13 protein-coding genes are annotated in these 16,818 nt (G+C 60.9%); 2 read left to right on the forward strand and 11 right to left on the reverse strand.

What is annotated here, in order from left to right; translation table 11 throughout:
- Nucleotides 1-76: 76 nt before the first annotated feature.
- Together N008_RS08065 and N008_RS08070 are read right to left on the reverse strand one after the other, a co-directional pair.
- Nucleotides 77-3,235, reverse strand: a complete 3,159-nt coding sequence (locus N008_RS08065; protein WP_044015154.1) for a T9SS C-terminal target domain-containing protein — start codon at nt 3,233-3,235, stop codon at nt 77-79.
- Between the two features lie 366 nt (nt 3,236-3,601).
- On the reverse strand, nt 3,602-5,119 hold the full coding sequence (locus N008_RS08070) for a glycine--tRNA ligase (protein WP_052381320.1): 1,518 nt from the start codon (nt 5,117-5,119) through the stop codon (nt 3,602-3,604).
- 365 nt (nt 5,120-5,484) lie between these two features.
- On the opposite strand from N008_RS08070, the gene N008_RS08075 reads away from it, so the two are divergent.
- Entirely contained in the window at nt 5,485-6,888 is a 1,404-nt protein-coding gene (locus N008_RS08075; RefSeq protein WP_044015155.1) for an inorganic phosphate transporter, read from the forward strand.
- Between the two features lie 206 nt (nt 6,889-7,094).
- Here the strand turns inward: N008_RS08075 and N008_RS08080 are convergent, their stop codons facing one another.
- The 5 genes from N008_RS08080 to N008_RS08100 all read right to left on the reverse strand — a co-directional run bounded on the left by N008_RS08080 (nt 7,095) and on the right by N008_RS08100 (nt 12,320).
- On the reverse strand, nt 7,095-7,580 hold the full coding sequence (locus N008_RS08080) for a hypothetical protein (protein WP_052381321.1): 486 nt from the start codon (nt 7,578-7,580) through the stop codon (nt 7,095-7,097).
- A 201-nt stretch (nt 7,581-7,781) separates the two neighbouring features.
- A complete protein-coding gene (locus N008_RS08085; RefSeq protein ID WP_044015158.1) occupies nt 7,782-8,273 on the reverse strand; it encodes a DUF4385 domain-containing protein in 492 nt (163 codons plus the stop codon).
- 1,186 nt (nt 8,274-9,459) lie between these two features.
- Nucleotides 9,460-11,079 carry an Ig-like domain-containing domain gene (locus tag N008_RS08090; RefSeq protein WP_044015159.1) on the reverse strand — a complete coding sequence of 540 codons (1,620 nt, stop codon included), beginning with the start codon at nt 11,077-11,079 and terminating at the stop codon, nt 9,460-9,462.
- Nucleotides 11,063-11,227, reverse strand: coding sequence for a hypothetical protein (locus tag N008_RS23060; RefSeq protein ID WP_156109100.1), 165 nt, complete (start codon nt 11,225-11,227; stop codon nt 11,063-11,065). Before N008_RS23060 ends, N008_RS08090 begins: the two co-directional genes overlap by 17 nt.
- A gap of 199 nt (nt 11,228-11,426) precedes the next feature.
- Nucleotides 11,427-12,320, reverse strand: a complete 894-nt coding sequence (locus N008_RS08100) for a class I SAM-dependent methyltransferase (protein WP_044015164.1) — start codon at nt 12,318-12,320, stop codon at nt 11,427-11,429.
- 2 nt (nt 12,321-12,322) lie between these two features.
- Between N008_RS08100 and N008_RS08105 the strand changes: the two genes are divergently transcribed.
- The gene (locus N008_RS08105; RefSeq protein WP_044015166.1) at nt 12,323-12,535 is read left to right on the forward strand and encodes a hypothetical protein; all 213 of its coding nucleotides are present in this window, start codon (nt 12,323-12,325) and stop codon (nt 12,533-12,535) included.
- 114 nt (nt 12,536-12,649) lie between these two features.
- Here N008_RS08105 and mnmG read toward each other — a convergent pair whose 3' ends face one another.
- From mnmG to N008_RS08125, 4 genes are all read right to left on the reverse strand, one after another.
- Complete coding sequence (gene mnmG / locus N008_RS08110) at nt 12,650-14,515, reverse strand: tRNA uridine-5-carboxymethylaminomethyl(34) synthesis enzyme MnmG (protein ID WP_044015168.1); 1,866 nt, start codon at nt 14,513-14,515, stop codon at nt 12,650-12,652.
- 360 nt (nt 14,516-14,875) lie between these two features.
- A complete protein-coding gene (locus tag N008_RS08115) occupies nt 14,876-15,604 on the reverse strand; it encodes a GNAT family N-acetyltransferase (RefSeq protein ID WP_081910674.1) in 729 nt (242 codons plus the stop codon).
- A 245-nt stretch (nt 15,605-15,849) separates the two neighbouring features.
- Nucleotides 15,850-16,335 carry an rRNA maturation RNase YbeY gene (ybeY, locus tag N008_RS08120; RefSeq protein WP_081910675.1) on the reverse strand — a complete coding sequence of 162 codons (486 nt, stop codon included), beginning with the start codon at nt 16,333-16,335 and terminating at the stop codon, nt 15,850-15,852.
- A gap of 16 nt (nt 16,336-16,351) precedes the next feature.
- On the reverse strand, nt 16,352-16,804 hold the full coding sequence (locus tag N008_RS08125; RefSeq protein WP_044015170.1) for an ATP-binding protein: 453 nt from the start codon (nt 16,802-16,804) through the stop codon (nt 16,352-16,354).
- Nucleotides 16,805-16,818 lie beyond the last annotated feature (14 nt).

Genomic DNA, 16,818 nt, shown 5'->3' on the forward strand with positions numbered 1-16,818 from the left:
CTGCCTTCTGGAGCATAAAAAAAGCCGTCCCGGAAGTTGTCCGGAACGGCTTTTCTATGCCCGAAAAGTCAGGCGGCTAGTGCACTACTTCCACCCAGCCTTTCCAGCTTTCGCCGGTGTTGCTCTTGAGTTGGTAGAAATATACGCCGCCGGGCACGTTTTCCTGGCCCCAGCCTTGGGTGTAATTGCTCTGCTCGAACACCTTCTTGCCCCAGCGGTTGAAAATCTGGATATCAACCGGCTGCAGGGTCACCAGGGGCCGGAACGTGTCGTTGAGGCCGTCGCCGTTGGGCGTAATGACGTTGGGCTTTTCTTCCTGAAAGATGTTCACTGTCACGGTTCTGGCTTCCTCGCACTGGCCGTTGGAGCCGTACCGGGCCGTCAGGCGCACCACATAGGTGCCGGGGCGGGTGTAGGTGTGGCTGGGCGTAGCGCCCGTCCCGAAAGTGCCGTCGCCGAAGTCCCAGGCGTAGCTACCTACAGCGGCCGTAGCCGTGCTGCTGAACGCCACGGGTACGCCCGTAAACTCATTGACTACGCCGGCCGACGCCGTTACCTGCGGCCGCGGCGCCACCGATACCAGCACGGTGTCTTTGCCGGTGCAGTTGTTGGGCGTGGTGGTGGTGAGGATGTAGAACGTGTTGGCCGTGGGCGAGGCCACTACCGTGCGGCCCCGGGTGGTATTGAGGCCCGTAGGCGGGAACCAAGCATACGTCACGCCCGGGCCGGCATCCGGCACGCTCAGCGTCACGGAGCCGCCTTCGCAGATGGTGCGGTCGGGGCCGGCGGCAGCGGGCGGCAGGCCGTATACTACAATCGTGTCGGTGGCCGTGGCGCTCTGGATGCAGTTGGAAGGGTCCGTGACGGTTAGGCGGGCAATGTAGGTGCCCGGGGTGTTGTATACTGTGCTTACCGTGGTGGTGGCGTTGGTGGAGCTTAGGCCGTTACCGAACGTCCAGTTGGTGGAAGTACCGCTCACCGAAGGCCGGGTGAAATACACAGTCAGCGGCGCGCAGCCCGTCCGGATGCGTGAGCCGCCGGGCGTGGCCGAGGGCGTAAACGTAGCATCAAGCTGCAGCACGTCAATCTTGAAGGCGGCATTGTTCCAAGTGGAGTTGTTGGTGGCTGAGAAGCCGTTGGGCGTGATGGGTAGCGTAGCCGAGCCGCTGCCCACGCACATCGACTGGTAAATGATGCCTTTTTTGTCGAAGCGCGAGGTGCCGCCGTCTACGTGGCAGCTGCCGTTGCCGAAGTAGGTGCCATATACGAGGCCGCTGGCGTTGGCCGAGAGCTGCATGATGTAGAAGTAGCCGAAGCTGCCCGAAGAACCCGACGACGACGTCTGGATGGCGTTGGGCGTTACAGGCATGTTGGCAATGTTGCCTCCAAAGCCGGATAGCAGAATCTGTCCGCAGTTATCTACCAGGAAAGCAGTAGGCGAAATGTTGGTCCCGCCCGAGTTGCCGTTGCCTATCACCGTAGAGAAGCGCGTGGTCGTCAGCAGGCGGTTGATTTTGTGCAGAAATTGTAGGCTGTTGGGGTTGGAATAGACGCCCGCCGACACGGGGTACGCCCCGTCGGTCTGCCCGAACAGGTATACCTCTCCCTGGCGGTCAAGCTGCAGGAAGTAAGCCTGGTCGTAGCCGGGCGTACCGATGTAGGAAGCTTGGAACAGGTCGTTGCCGGCCGCCGCAATACGAGCTACGAAGCCGTCGGCGCTGCCGCCGCGGTATTGGGGGTTGAGGCCGCCCTGGGTGCCGGGGAAGTTGGTGCTGGTGGTGCCACCGCTCACGAACACCGTGCCGGTGCTGTCTACCTGTACCGAGTAGGCTGCGTCTTCGCCCGAACCACCCAGGAACGTACTCCACGTCAGGCTGTTGAGGCTAGAGCTGAACTTGGCCACTACTGCATCGGAGTTGGCGCCCTTGGTACCCTGAAAGCCGTTGACGATGGGCAGGTTCGCCGACGTGGTCATCGTAGCCAGGTAGATATTGCCCTGGGCATCGGTCGTGACGTCGCCGCGGTAGGTGTCGTTGTAGTTTTTGTCGAGCGTGCCAGTGATTTGGCCATCGGCGCCGTTGCCGCCAAAGAAGGTGGAGGCCAACAGCTGGGTACCGGTCGGGTTCAGCTTCGACACCACAATGTCGGCTCCGGTGTTGAAGCTCACATCATAGGCGCCGGTGGTAGTAGGAAAGTCGGAGGAACTGGTAGTACCCAGAATCACTAGGTTGCCGGCGGGGTCCACCACCATACTGTGCGGATGATCGTCGGAGCCGCCGCCAATGTAGGTGCCGTAGATACGCGAAGCCGCCCGCGTGGTAGCCGACGGGTTGAACTTCATAATGCCGTAGTCCTGGCTGCCGGCAAAGCTTACGTCGTAGGCCCCGGTAGTGGTGGGGTAGCCGGCGGCAAACACCACACCGCCGGCGTACAGGTTGCCCTGCGCGTCATAGGTGGCCGTGTAGCCGTAGTTGCTGCCCGTCGAGCCGGTGTACGACGAGTACACCAGCACGGGGTCAATCACCAGCGGCAGGGCGTGGTTGTAGTCCTGCGGGAAGGCAAACGAAAGGGTGTTGTCGGCGCTGAGCATGTAGCGGCATGCTACCGGTATTTTGCGGCCGTCCTGCAGTTGGTACGCCACCGGGCTTTGCTCCAGCACGGTACCCACCGAGGTGGTCACCTGCAAAGCACCTTTCACGATGGCGAGCTTCTGCTGGCCTTCGTAGCGGAGCTTGATGCGCTTGGCATCGGCTCCGGGGGCCAGCTCGAAGTCGTATTCCAGCTGCTCATCGTGGGTGTAGAAACGCAAGTTAGTGCCGGGGTACAGCTCCTGGTAGCGCACCTCGTTATAGGAAGGCACGTTGCTGGCCCACTTGCTGCGATCCTTACCCAGGAAGTAGTTGGTCACCTCGCCGGTTTCGTCGCCGCCCTTCACCAGCGCCTGCATGTTGGCGCCCACAAACGACACCGAATAGGCGTGCGCCTTGATGCGGTGGTCGCGCCCGTCGGGCTTGTGATGATGAAGTTCCTCTACCGCCTTGGTATCGTAAAGAGTCTGCAGCAGCCGTCCTCGCTCCAGATACAGCCGGCCGCCGGGCACATCGGTAGCAAACAAAACTGGCCGCGCCCACTGGTTGCGGTTCGCTATAAACTGCAGGTGGCGGGCTTCGGTAGGCGCTGCCACCTTGCCCGGACCATCGGCTGCTACGGCTGGTGCCGACGCAAGCAGCCCCAAGGCCGCAAGCAGCCCCTGAAATGCAGATGTACGGTACCCCGAAATAGTAGAAATTCCCATCTAAAAAATTTATGAGTTGGATGAAAGACAATGAAACCGACTGAAAACCAACTGCTAGCCGAAGGCGCACATCAGCGCCAAGCAAAGGACAGTCAGCAAAAAAACTTCCCCCAAGTAAGCAATATTCTTTTCGAATGCCGATAAAGCAGTAGCTATTTTACAGGAAAAATTTCAACTTATCCAACTGTGAATGAGAACCTAACTGCGGGCCGCGGCTGTTCCGGCCGCACCTTCCGGGCACAAAAAAGCCCCACCCCGCGCAAACAGGATGGGGCTCTTCTATGCCCGAATACTATTCAGCTATTCCTATAGCTGCTCGAAAATACGCGACAAGCTCACGGCCTCCCCAATGTAGCCGCGCAGCTCCGCAATCGGCATGCGGGTCTGCTCGCGGGAGTCGCGGTGGCGCACAGTCACGGTATTGTCTTCCAGCGTCTGGCCATCCACCACAATGCAGAACGGCGTGCCGATCAGGTCCTGGCGGGTGTAGCGCTTGCCGATGGCGTCGCGCTCCTCCATCACCACCCGGAAGTCGTAGCGCAGGCTGTTGAAGATTTCCTCGGCCTTCTCGGGCATGCCGTCCTTTTTCACGAGCGGGAAAATGGCGGCCTTGATGGGGGCCACGGCCGGGTGTAGCTTCAGGAAGGTACGCGTCTTGGTCTGCTCCTTCTCGCCTTCGCCTTCCGTAATGGTTTCCTCAGTGTAAGCCTGGCAGAGCGTGGCCAGGAACAGGCGGTCGGCGCCCACGCTGGTTTCCACCACGTAGGGCACGTAGTTGCCGTAGGGCTTGCCGGTTTCGGGGTTTACGTCGGCATCGAAGTACTGCTGCTTTTTGCGGCTGAGCTCCTGGTGCTGCATCAGGTCGAAGTCGGAGCGCGAGTGGATGCCCTCGATTTCCTTGAAGCCGAAGGGAAATTCGTACTCGATGTCCACGGCGGCCTTGGCGTAGTGGGCCAGCTTTTCGTGGTCGTGGAAGCGGAGTTTGGCGGCTGGTAGGCCCATCACCTCGTGCCAGCGGCGGCGGGTGGCCTTCCACTTGTCGTACCACTCACCCTCGGTGCCAGGCCGCACGAAGAATTGCATTTCCATCTGCTCGAACTCCCGCATGCGGAAGATGAACTGCCGGGCCACAATCTCGTTGCGGAAGGCCTTGCCGATCTGGGCAATGCCAAACGGCACCTTCTGCCGCGCCGACTTCTGCACGTTCAGGAAGTTGACGAAGATGCCCTGGGCCGTTTCGGGGCGCAGGTAGATCTTGCTGGAGTCTTCGGCCACGGCCCCGATCTGGGTCGAGAACATCAGGTTGAACTGGCGCACATCGGTCCAGTTGCTGGTTTTGCTGATGGGGCAGATGATTTTCTCATCCACAATGAGCTGCTTCACGCCGGCCAGGTCTTCCGAGGTCAGCAGGCGGCCCATTTCGGCCAGCAGGGTTTCGGCGCGGGCCAGCTCGCCGTTCTTCTCGTACTCGGCGGCTTTGTCTTCCAGCAGCACGTCGGCGCGGTAGCGCTTCTTGCTGTCGAGGTTGTCGATCATGGGGTCGGAGAAGCCATCGACGTGGCCGGAAGCCTTCCAGGTGAGCGGGTGCATGAAGATGGCCGCGTCGATGCCCACCACGTTCTGGTTGAGCTGGGTCATGGCCTTCCACCAGAGCTGCTTGAGGTTGTTTTTGAGCTCCACGCCGTTGGGGCCGTAGTCGTACACGGCGGCCAGGCCGTCGTAGATTTCCGAGGAAGGGAATACAAAGCCGTATTCCTTGGCGTGCGACACGATATCGGCCAAGGTGTTTTCGGCCGTGGCGGCGGGTTTCTGCTCGTTGCTCATGCTGTATAGAGAAGTAAGAGGCGTCGGCTGTCATTCCCACGAAGGAGGAATCTCGCTAGTACGGTAACTGATTATGCTACACTAGCGAGATTCCTCCTTCGTCGGAATGACAGTTGCTCCCGGCAAAAGTAGCTAAAGCCGGCGCTAGTAGCCTAGCCATGGTTGCAGAAGAGGCATTGCCGGCGTGCCAGTCAGTAATTTAGCGCTTCCTGAATATTGGGGGCTAACCCCGGATGGCTTCCTGCGTTTAGCGCCTCAAATGGAAGCCGGCCGGGTAGTGCCGTAACAATTTCATAATCTTGCCGCCCCTAAGGGTAAGTCTACCTTTGGATGATGAAAACCGTCTTTTCACCAATTCCCTTCTTATGTTTGGCTTAGAGCCTCACGTGCTGCTGTTGCTGGCTGCCTGCCTGGTAGCGGCCTGCGCGTTCGAATTTGTTAATGGCTTTCACGACACGGCCAACGCCGTGGCCACGGTCATCTATACCAACGCCCTGCGGCCCTGGGTGGCCGTAGTCTGGTCGGCGTTCTGGAACTTCATCGGGGTGTTTTCCGGCGGCATAGCCGTGGCCATGGGCATCGTGTACCTGCTGCCCGTCGAAAGCCTCGTCGACCAGAACGTGTACCACGGCATTGCCATGGTGGGGGCCCTGATTCTGGGGGCCATCATCTGGAACGTGGGCACCTGGTACTACGGCCTGCCCTCGTCGTCGTCGCACGCCCTGATTGGCTCCATTCTGGGGGTAGGCATTGCCTTCAGTTTGCTGCCCGGCTCGCAGAACGCGGCCGTCAACTGGAGCAAAGCCGGCGAAACGGGCATTGCCCTGCTTACGGGCCCGCTGTTCGGCTTCTCGCTCACCATCATCATGATGTTTCTGCTGAAGCGGTTTGTGCGCAACAAATCCATCTTCAAGGAGCCCAACAAGCACAAGCCACCACCCATCTGGATTCGCCTCATCCTGATTGCCACCTGCACGCTGGTGAGCTTCTTCCACGGCTCCAACGATGGCCAGAAGGGCGTGGGTTTGATTATGCTCATCCTCATTGGCATCGTGCCCACCTATTTCGCCCTCGACGGCGGCAAGAACCCGCTGGATATGCGCGACTCGCTGGTGAAGATTGAGCAGGTGATGGGCAAGGTGAACCCCACCGAGCTGAGCCCCGCCGACCAGAAGATGCTGGCCGAAATCAAAAGCCAGACCGATACGCTCGACGCCATCTTCGCCGGCAAAACCAGCGTGGCCCAGCTGCCGCAGGACGCACGCTTCCAGATTCGCAAAGGCATTCTGCTGACCGCCAACCGCGCCAAGAAGCTGCTCGGCAGCGAGCGGGTAAGCCTGAGCACCGCCGACCGCGCCACCTACGACACGGCCATTGCCGACATGAAGTCGTTCACGGACTACGCCCCGTTCTGGGTGCTGCTGGCGGTGTCGCTGTCGCTGGCCTGCGGCACCATGATTGGCTGGCAGCGCATCGTCAAAACCATCGGCGAGCGGATTGGCAAGGAGCACCTGACCTACGCCCAGGGCGCTTCGTCGGAGCTGGTGGCCGCCGCCATGATTGGGGTGAACACCGCCTACGGCCTGCCGGCTTCCACCACGCACGTGCTGTCGTCGGCCATTGCCGGCTCCATGGTGGCCAACCGCGGCATCAAGAACCTGAACCCGCAGATGGTGCGCAACATTGCCCTGGCCTGGGTGCTCACGCTGCCCGTAACGATGGCGCTGTCAGGTGGTTTGTTCCTACTGTTCCGCGCTATTCTGGGCTAGCAGCCACCGGCACCTTTCCTGCCTTAATACAAAAAAGCCGCTCTTTTGCAAGAGCGGCTTTTTTGTGTGCCTGCTTTTTGGGCAGTGGGCAAAATGAGGATAACTGCTGGCTGGCTGTAGTATAGTGCAGGCGAAATACTTACAAAATCAGCCACTTATCCACTTATCCACACAGTTTTTACCGTGTTTTGTGGATAACCGTGGTTTTAGGCAGGCCACTGTACGTCAAGGTCTTCGGATATAAACACCCCGAAGTTGACAAACTGCAGCTCGTTCTCATCAAAGTAAAGGTCAATCATTTCCTTCTCGTAGGAAATGCGCATTTCGCCGGTATCCATCTTCTCGGTCTCGCTGGCTTCGTGACCGTGGCGGCTCATGAGGGCCTGGATTTCGTCGGGCGTTTTGCCATGGATGTTCTCGCCGTAGAGGCGCATGCCGGGGTGGTCGGTTTCGATGCAGCTCAGGCGGAAGTCGTCTTCGCGGTCGAAGTACAGGGAGTAGCCTTCTTCGAGGTAGTTCCAGGCCTGGTGCTCAAACTCGTCGTCGTCTTCCGACTCTTCGATTTCTTCGGGCTCACCCATCAGGGCGCGCACCTCGTCCATGGTGGCCCCGAAGCGGAGCGGGCCCATGCCGGTGCCCAGGGTGATTTCGTTTTCGTCGAGGCTCTGAGGCGTTGCGTTTGTCGGGGTCATAGCGCTTGGGTTGGGGGTAGTTCTTGGAGAAAGTAAAGGTAGGAGGTTGAGGGTTGATAAGTGGCGGCGGCCTGGTAGGTGCGGGAGGAATGCCCGCTTACCGAGGCACCTCGCGGGCGCAATCGGGGCCGGCTCTATTTGCCAGCGGCAGCTACCGGCCACCTATCAACACTATGCACCGGCTTATCAACATTTCACGGCTCATTTCCCGTAGCGGGCTTCAAAGTCAGCGCGCTGTTGCACGTAGTCGGGGTGGGTTTTGGCCTGGTCCCATTTGCGCTTGAAGATGGCGGCGGCTTCAGCTTTTTCGGGGTCTTCGGGCGAGCGGGGCAGCTCCTCGCGGCCGTGGGCCCCGCTCTGGCCCTTCTTATCGGCCGGCACGGGCCCCGCGTACTTTTTGCCGCCCTGGTGGTTGGCGTAGCGCCGGGCGCGCGTGAAGCCCATCTGCAGGAACTTCCGGGCCATGTCGGCCCCCACAAAGTCGTGCGCCTTCAGATAGGCCTCAAACAGCCCGTAAATAGTTTCCGACGACTCCCGGGCCACTTCGGGCGTGCGGAAGCGCCAGTGGGGCAGAATTTCGCTTTTGTAGGGCTCCACCAGCAGCACGCCCTGCTCGCCTTTGCCCACGCGGTACAGCTCGGGCTGCTCGCGCAGGTTGAGGTGCCGGAAATCCTGGTCGTAGTTGAAGGGCATGGCGGGAGAGGTTGCCCGCTGTATACGGCGGCCGCGGCTCCCTGAGTTTCCGGCGCGCTGGATTTGATTTTCCTCCGGCCCATTTGAAACGCCGAATCGGTGGCCTCTTTTTTTTGAGGGCCGGCCGGGTTGTCCACAGGGTTAATAACTTTTTAAAAGAAGAAATTTTAAGAAATCTTTTTAATCTCCATCGTTAGGGCTGTGTATAAGTGGACAATCGGCGGGAGTAATCCACAGCGCGGATAACTTGTGTACAGCTTCGGGTTTATGCACCGTCTATCAACAGGGTGTGTGGATAGTAAATTGCTGACAATAAGACTTATAACCATCTTTTTCACAATCCACATAGCTTATCCACTAATCCACAATCCACAGCCAGCAGGGTGTGTGGATTGTGGTGAAAACCGGGGGAAGTTGTCCACCCTTATCCACGCGGTGTGGATACCAGAATGGGGGTGTAGGGGCGGCCAGAAATGCAAAAAAACTTATCCTGATTTTCTCCACGCGTTATCCCCAGGTTGTGGCAGTATTATCCACAGGTTAAGCCGTTTAGCCGAATGCCAGTGGAAAAGGCTGTGCAAAACCTGTGGAAAAGGAGGAGAAAACCCGCTCAGTGACTGGAATAAGCCGGTTTTGAATGTGGATAGCGCTCCGCGAAGGAGGTGAAAACCCACAAACCGGCCGCAATCTGCCCGAACACGGCCGGCCAGCCGTGGAACATAAATCATTAAAAAGCGGCCACACGCGCCAGAAACCCGCATTTTACCCCAGTAGAAGTAACTTTAAAAAGCGTTCCACGCATTTTTTAGGTCTGTAAAGAAGGATTCTGGCCTGCCAGAACCCAACCAGACAAAGCCGGACTCTTATCCGCTGCAACTGTCTTACGCGAGCTGCGGAACAGCTCCGGTCCGGCGGCTCTTTTCAGCCGTCGGGCCGGTCGTTATCAGAACTACCGGGCGGCTCCCGCCTGCCAACTCGCAGGCCTACCCTGGCCGACCTGACAGGTGAGCAAGCCGCCGGACTGGAACTGCTGGCTTTGAGCCCCCCCGTTTCCTCCCTCTGGGCTTATCATGGCTGCAGTATTATGGGCCACCCTAACAGCCACGAAAAAGTCCTCGGGTTAGCGTCTGGCCGTTGAAACGGAACAGGCGCTGACCCGAGGGCAGGGTTGCGGCGTGAATATCGGCTAGAACGCTAGGCGGATGTCTTCCACTTCCCAGTTGGCGCGAATCTGCACGGGCTGGGGCAGAAGGTACACCGGCTCGGCGGGCTGGAGTAGCAGCGGGTCGGCGTTGCGCCAGCGGCCGTCGGCGTCGGCGTCAATCAGCACCCGGATGGTGTAGGTGCCGGGAGCCAGACGGTCGAAGCGGAACGTGTTGCGCGGGCTCTCCAGGGTGGCGGCCACGGCGCCCTGGGCATCGAGCAGCTGCACCTCGTAGCGCGTGTACTTGGTCTGGATGGTGCCGGCCACGCTGCCCGTGCCCGACTGCTCCGTAACCCGCAGCCGCAACGGCCGCGCCCCCAGCCGCTGCCCCGAAATGGTCGTGACGTTCAGGGTATCGAGGCGGAGCGTGACGGTGGTTTTGGCTTTGGTATTGAGCAGCACCGTGAGGCGCGAGCGGTCCGGGCTGAGCTTCACCTCGGGGCCCAGCGGCAGCGCCCGGCGCGTGAGGGAGTCTTCCTGCAGCAGCACGGCGGGCTTGCCGGCCGCCACGCGTACAGGCTCCGTGAACACAAAGCGCACCTCGCCCTGCCGGTACACTTCGCGCGGACTGCCTTCCACCGAATATACCGGCGGGCGGCGGGTGGGCGCCGTGCCCTGAAACTTCACGTTGATGGTGTCGCGGCTGGAGTTGCCGGCGCTGTCGGTGGCGGCCAGCAGGTAGCGGCCTTCCTGCAGGGCGGCGGTGCGGTAGAGAGCCACGGCCCGGCCCTGCTCCTGCAGTTGCAGCGCTTCAGCCAAGGGCGCGGTGGCGGCCACCCCGAGCGGAGCCAGCACGGCCGTGCGCAGGCCCTCGTTGTAGCTCACCCGAAACTGCGTGGGGGCCGCTTGCTGGCCGCTCACCACGGGCCGGCGGGCATCGGGGCGCACCAGTTCCAGGCGCACGCTATCGGGCCGGGCGCCAACCGTGATGGGCTGGGGCAGGTAGGCAATCTTCTCGCCGTCGTCGTAGCGGGTGTTCTGGTTTTTGTCGAGCAGGGCGTAAAGGCGGTAGCGGCCGGCCTTCAGGTTGCGCAGGCTATACGCGCCGCTCTTGTCGGTGCGGGCCAGGTAGTAGGGCTTGCCGCGGCGCAGGCCGGCGGTGTCGGCTTCGGGGTAGAGCAGCACGGAGGCGGCATCGGCGGGCTGCTGCGTAAGCAGGGTGCGCACAGTGCCCACCACGGCCCCCGAGTCGAGCACGGCCCCGGTGCTGAAGCTCACGCGGGCATCGGTGGCGGGCAGGCTCTCGGTGATGTCGCTGATGGCGTTGCCGAAGTTGAACGAGTAGGTGGTGTTTTCGTCGAGGGGCTTGTCGAACACCAGCGAAATGGCGTTGCGCTCCTCGCGCACCTTGTACTTGTTGTCGTCGGGGATGGTGGGCGCGATGATGAGGTTCTTCTGCAGATCCTTGAGCTGCACGGCTTCCGAAAACTCCAGCCGCACCACCTGGGTGCGGGCGTTGCGGGCGCCATCAGCCGGCACCGAGCGCACCAGCTTGGGCGCCACCGTGTCGCGCGGGCCACCCTGCGGCGAGCTGATGGAAGCGCAACCGGCCAAGCCAGCCGCGGCCGAAAGCAGGAACAGGAAACTAGCGCGAGCGGACATTGTAGAGCAGAAGCGTGGAAATGGTAAGTACGGCCAAGGCAAGAGCGGCAAAAAGCGCCGTCTTACGCGTCGGCTTGTCGTCGTCCTCGGCCGCCGGCGTGGGCGGGTCGGGCACTAGGGCGGGGCGTTGTTGGAGCGTGTCGGCCAAAGGGCGGCGGGTGGTATCGGGCGTATACGAGGCTACCCTAACGCCGGACCGGGGCCGGGCCGTATGCGCCGGCAGCGGCTGAGGCGCACTGGCTGACTGCCAGCGCGGTAGCCCCTCCCCTACCCTACCGCTCCGGCCGGACAAGGGCCCGGCGGCCAGCAGGAGTCCGAGTACCAGAGCTGCCGGCGTACGCATCCCCTCAGCGTTTGGTGGCCACGTAAATCAGGCTCGAATACTGCCCTTCGTGCTGCTCGGCGTACTGGTTGGACTTGTAGCCGGCCTTCAGCACGGCCAGCATGCCGCCGTTGCGCTCGGCGCGGTGCTTTTCGCTGAGCATGCTCACGTAATAGGCATCCAGGGCCATCGGCAGCGTCTCCATCACCTGCATCTTGTGCTTTTTGAGCAGCTGGGTCATGGTTTTGGGGCTGAAATGGTAGAGGTGGCGCGGCACGTCGTAGGCGGCCCAGTCCTGGCGGTAGTGCTGGGCGTCGAGGCTATCCACGTTGGGCACTGCAATCAGCAGCACGCCATCAGGCTTCAACAAGCTGATGAGCTGCGTGAGGGTTTCGTTCAGGGTATGAACGTGTTCCAGTACGTGCCAGAGCGTAATGGCATCAAAGGAACCAGCCTGATAGGTTACCAGACTTTCGGTACCGACGGGCTGGCCCACGCGGTGGCTGGCTTCCTCGCGGGCGCGGGCGTTGGGCTCCCAGCCAGCCACCTGCCAGCCGTCGGCTTTGGCGGCCGCCAGGAAGTGGCCGGTGCCGCAGCCATAGTCGAAGAGGCGGCCTTTGCGGGGCGCCAGCTTGTTGAGCAGGCCCACCTTGCGGCGCATCGTGAAGAAGCGCGCCACTTTGTAAGCCTGGTTGATCATCCCTCCGGCCCCGCTGTTGTGCGACACGTACTCGTCGGACTCGTAGTAGCGGCCGATGTGGGCGGCGTCGGGCCGGGGGTTGGTGAACTGAAACGAGCACGCCTCGCACTGCTGAATGGCGAAACTCTCCTTGCTGACTGACTTATCCTCGACCACCAGCTTGTTGCGAAATTCCGTTTTGCCGCAAACCGGGCACTTCTCCAAACGCTCGTAAATCACAGATGCTCGCTGATTATGTTGATTTCGCTGATTGCGACGACCAGCCTGCGCAGAGAAGCCAGCCGCAAGGCGAAGGTACAAAACCAAACCGGCCGCCGTTTCGGAAAGAAACGGCGGCCGGTTTTGATAACAAGAACGTCATTAGCAAGAACGTCATTCCATCAGAACGTCATTCCAAGCGGAGCGAGGAATCTCGCGCGCTGACGTTGCAATAGTAATCCAACATCAGCACGCGAGATTCCTCGCTGCACTCGGAATGACAGTTAGCCTCGGGCGAGATTCCTCGCCCCGCTCGGAATGATGTGCTGGTTGCTCAGGATGACACGGTGCTACCGTCCCAAATACACCATCAGCACCGATACATCCGCAGGCGAAACGCCACTGATGCGCGAGGCCTGGCCCAGGGTTTCGGGCTGAATCTTGAGCAGCTTCTCGCGGGCTTCGTGCGAGAGGGCAGGCATGGCGGTGTAGTCGAGGCGGCCTTGGATGACGAAGTTTTCCAGCTCCTGCACGCGGGCGGCCTGCTGGTGTTCCTTCTCCAGGTAGGCCTCGTACTTCACCAGAATTTCGGCCTGCTCCAGCGCGTCGGGGCGGTACGGGGCCAGGGCCAGGGTCAGCTCGGGCAGCACGCGGGCCAGGGCCGGCAGGTCGATGCCGGGGCGGCGCAGCAGGTTCACGGCGCGGGTTTTCTCGCTGATAACGGCCGAGCCGATTTCCGTGAGCCAGGGGTTGATGTCCGCGGCCTCAATGCCGAAGTTCTTCAGCAGTTTGGCTACTTCCTTGGTCTGCTGCTCCTTTTCGCGTACCAGCTGCATGCGCTCCTCCGAGGCCAGACCCAGCTCGTAGCCCAGGGGCGTGAGGCGCAGGTCGGCGTTGTCCTGGCGCAGGAGCAGGCGGTGCTCGGCGCGGCTCGTGAACATGCGGTAGGGCTCGTCGGTACCCTTGTTCACCAAGTCGTCGATGAGCACGCCGATGTAGGCTTCGCTGCGCTTGAGCACGAAGGGCGCTTTGCCGTGCACCTTGTTGTGGGCGTTTATACCGGCCATCAAACCCTGACAGGCAGCCTCCTCGTAGCCGGTGGTGCCGTTGATCTGGCCCGCGAAGTACAGGTTCTGGATGAGCTTGGTTTCCAGCGTGAGCTGCAGCTGCGTCGGCGGGAAGAAGTCGTACTCGATGGCGTAGCCGGGGCGGAACATCTTGGCATTCTCGAAGCCGGCAATCTTGCGCAGGGCGCGATACTGCACGTCCTCGGGCAATGAAGAGCTAAAGCCGTTCACGTACACTTCCACCGTGCTCCAGCCCTCGGGCTCCACGAAAATCTGGTGGCGGTCCTTGTCGGCGAAGCGGTTGATTTTGTCCTCTACGCTCGGGCAGTAGCGCGGCCCCAGGCCCTTGATGCGGCCCTGGAACATCGGCGACTTCTCGAAACCTTCCTTCAGGATTTCGTGGACTTCGGAGTTGGTGTAGGTGATGTAGCACGGGCGCTGGTTGCGCAGTGCGGGCGTGTCGAGGTAGGAGAATTTGCTCGGCTCAGCGTCGCCGGCCTGCTCCTCCATTTTGCTGTAGTCGAGGCTGCGGCCGTCTACGCGGGGCGGGGTGCCGGTTTTCATGCGGCCGGCCTCAAAGCCCAGCTCAATCAGCTGCTCCGTGATGCCGGTGCTGCCCTTCTCGGCCGCCCGGCCGCCGCCAAACTGCTTCTCGCCGATGTGGATGAGGCCGTTCAGGAACGTGCCGTTGGTGAGCACCACCGACTTGCCCCGGAACTCGATGCCGAGCTGGGTTTTCACGCCCACGCACACGCCCTCTTCCACCACGAGGCCCGTGACGGCTTCCTGCCAGAAATCCACATTGGGCGTCTGCTCCAGCGTCATGCGCCACTCCTCAGCGAAGCGCATGCGGTCCGACTGTGCCCGGGGGCTCCACATGGCGGGGCCTTTGGAGCGGTTCAGCATCCGGAACTGAATCATGGTTTTGTCGGTGATGATGCCCGACTGGCCACCCAGCGCGTCCACCTCGCGCACAATCTGGCCCTTGGCCACCCCGCCCATGGCCGGGTTGCACGACATCTGCGCGATGGTGTTCATGTTCATCGTCACCAGCAGGACCTTGGAGCCCATGTTGGCGGCCGCGGCGGCGGCCTCGCAGCCGGCGTGCCCGGCTCCTACTACAATGACATCGTATTCTTCTTGCTGCATCACGGATTTAGACGAATTTCTCGGATTACACGGATTCTGGCGGGCCTGGCGCACCGTAGCGCGAAGCCTTTGCTTCGCGTCCGGCAGCACTGGGCTGTGTGGGGCGTTTGGAGTGAACAATATTCAGCCCGGTAGTCGTTCAACGCTGCGCGAAGCAAAGACCTGACTACGTCGACCTTCAGTTCACGCTACCTTGTTGTTCAACGACACGCGAAGCAAAGGCTTCGCGCTACGGTTAAACAGAAAACGCCCGCAGTTGGCAGGCGCTTTGTCAGTAAAACCGTGGCTGAACGCTCCACGCAACACGCTCAAAACGTGGGCAAAGATACGCAGAACGGCGCGTTTTTGCGCGGCCGGGGCTTACGCCTCGTCGGTTGGCGCGTAGTCGTCCTCGTTCCAGTCGGCCAGCAGCTCGGCGGCCTGCCGGTTTACTTCCGGCCACGAAAACGGCAGCCACTGCCCGGTCAGGCAGTCGAATACCTCCGTGGCGGCCGGGCACGGGAACAGCTTGTAGTCGAACTTGGGGTAGTTGTGGACCACGTAGCCGGGGTAGTAATAGGTGTGGCCCAGAGCACGAGCGTGCTCCAGCTTCAGCAGCATGAGCACCTTGCCGAGGCTGAATTTGCGATACTCGGGGTGGTAGAAGTTCATGATGCCGGCCAGCGTGCGGGCTCCGTTATCGAAGATGCCTGCTGCCACCAGCCGCGCCCCGTCCCGGATTTCCAGCACCTCCGTGCTGAACACGTTGTGGGTGGAGCCGGCCAGCAGAAACGCCTCCACGGTAGGCGGCGCATCGAAGGTGATGGACGCCCGGTAGGCCGCATACAGTTCCTCCAACTCGGCCGTCAGCCGGAACGGCCGCCGTTGGATGGTAAACCGCTCGGCTACCCGCAGCAGGCGGCGCTGCTCGGGGCCGTAGTGCACGCGGGCCAGCTCCAGCCGCAGCCAGTGCACCGTGTACAGCCCGCCGTCGATGGGCAGAAACCGGCAGGTGAACAGGTCCTGGTGCATGCGGTAGTAGCCCTGGGCCAGGTAGTAATCCAGCGCCGGGCCGGGAATAACGCGGATAGGTTGCGGAGTAGCGGACATAGCAGGCAGCCAGGATAGTCAGAATACAAAGAACGTCATGCTGAGCGAAGCCGAGTATGACGTTGCACGATGTAGAGACGCAATACTTTGCGTCTCGTCGTTGCTGACGCTGTTCAGGCAGCGTGGTTCCAGTCGTTCAACAGCGAGACGCAAAGTATTGCGTCTCTACACCGTGCAATCAACCAGTCAACAACAAAAAACGCCCACCGAATGGTGGGCGTTTCAATTTATGAGAGCTGCACAGGCTAAAATGTGCGGAGCAGCAGGCAGTCGTCTTCCTTTTTGCGCATGGCGGTCTGGCTGAGCAGGTCCTTATCGGCGTAGCCGAGCAGGTGGAGCACGCCGTGAATCATCACGCGGTGCAGCTCGTCGCGGAACGATACGCCGTGGGTGACGGCGTTTTCGCGCACCCGCTCCACCGAAATGAAGATGTCGCCCTCAATCATGTCGGCGTCGTCGGCGTTGTCGAAGGTGATGACGTCGGTGTAGGTGTCGTGGTCGAGGTACTCGACGTTGATCTTGTGCAGGTACTCGTCGGAGCAGAAAATGTAGGTGAGCTGCACGATTTCGTACTCGTGCACTTCGGCCACCCGCTCAATCCAGGAGGTCAGCTCCTCGGCCTCAGCAACTTTGAAGTCCACATCCTCCACCAAAAACTCAATCCCCGAGCCCTCGTTGGGCCCGAAGTCGTCGTCGTCCTGGTCGTCGTGCTGGGTTGGCAGGTCGCTCATGGCCGGGGCAGGCTGGTTAGTGGGAGTGTACTTCGGCGCCATTGACGGCCGAATCGGAATCGGAAGGCGCGGGCAGCAGGAACGTGAGCTGCACGTTGCGGCCGTCTTTGTGAAACTCCACCTCGTCGGCGAGGTGGCGGATCAGGAAGATGCCGCGGCCGCCGGGGTTTTCCAGATTTTCGGGCGCCGTGGGGTCAATCAGGTTGGTGTAGTCGAAGCCCTGGCCTTCGTCCTCTACCTCAAACCGCACCTTGGCCTGGTCGGCGTACAGCGACAGGTACACGTTCTTGTCCTTATCGAACTTGTTGCCGTGGCGAATAGCATTATTGACCGCCTCCGTGACAGCCACCATGATATTGCCGTAGATATCGTCTTCGATGTGGAAGGCGTCTTTCGAATTGTCGATAAAGCTTTCCACTACGCGAATGTTCTCGACGAGGGAAGGAATCTGGATTTTAACTTGCTTCATTAGGTAGTGGTGAG

Source organism: Hymenobacter sp. APR13 (assembly GCF_000737515.1).
Taxonomy (GTDB): Bacteria; Bacteroidota; Bacteroidia; order Cytophagales; family Hymenobacteraceae; genus Hymenobacter.

What these genes read in the sequence shown, in the direction of transcription:
- N008_RS08070 (WP_052381320.1), bottom strand. Translation starts at nt 5,119, where the DNA reads ATGAGCAACGAGCAGAAACCCGCCGCCACGGCCGAAAACACCTTGGCC.
- N008_RS08075 (WP_044015155.1), top strand. Translation starts at nt 5,485, where the DNA reads ATGTTTGGCTTAGAGCCTCACGTGCTGCTGTTGCTGGCTGCCTGCCTG.
- N008_RS08080 (WP_052381321.1), bottom strand. Translation starts at nt 7,580, where the DNA reads ATGACCCCGACAAACGCAACGCCTCAGAGCCTCGACGAAAACGAAATC.
- N008_RS08085 (WP_044015158.1), bottom strand. Translation starts at nt 8,273, where the DNA reads ATGCCCTTCAACTACGACCAGGATTTCCGGCACCTCAACCTGCGCGAG.
- N008_RS08090 (WP_044015159.1), bottom strand. Translation starts at nt 11,079, where the DNA reads ATGTCCGCTCGCGCTAGTTTCCTGTTCCTGCTTTCGGCCGCGGCTGGC.
- N008_RS08105 (WP_044015166.1), top strand. Translation starts at nt 12,323, where the DNA reads ATGCTCGCTGATTATGTTGATTTCGCTGATTGCGACGACCAGCCTGCG.
- mnmG (WP_044015168.1), bottom strand. Translation starts at nt 14,515, where the DNA reads ATGCAGCAAGAAGAATACGATGTCATTGTAGTAGGAGCCGGGCACGCC.
- N008_RS08115 (WP_081910674.1), bottom strand. Translation starts at nt 15,604, where the DNA reads ATGTCCGCTACTCCGCAACCTATCCGCGTTATTCCCGGCCCGGCGCTG.
- ybeY (WP_081910675.1), bottom strand. Translation starts at nt 16,335, where the DNA reads ATGAGCGACCTGCCAACCCAGCACGACGACCAGGACGACGACGACTTC.
- N008_RS08125 (WP_044015170.1), bottom strand. Translation starts at nt 16,804, where the DNA reads ATGAAGCAAGTTAAAATCCAGATTCCTTCCCTCGTCGAGAACATTCGC.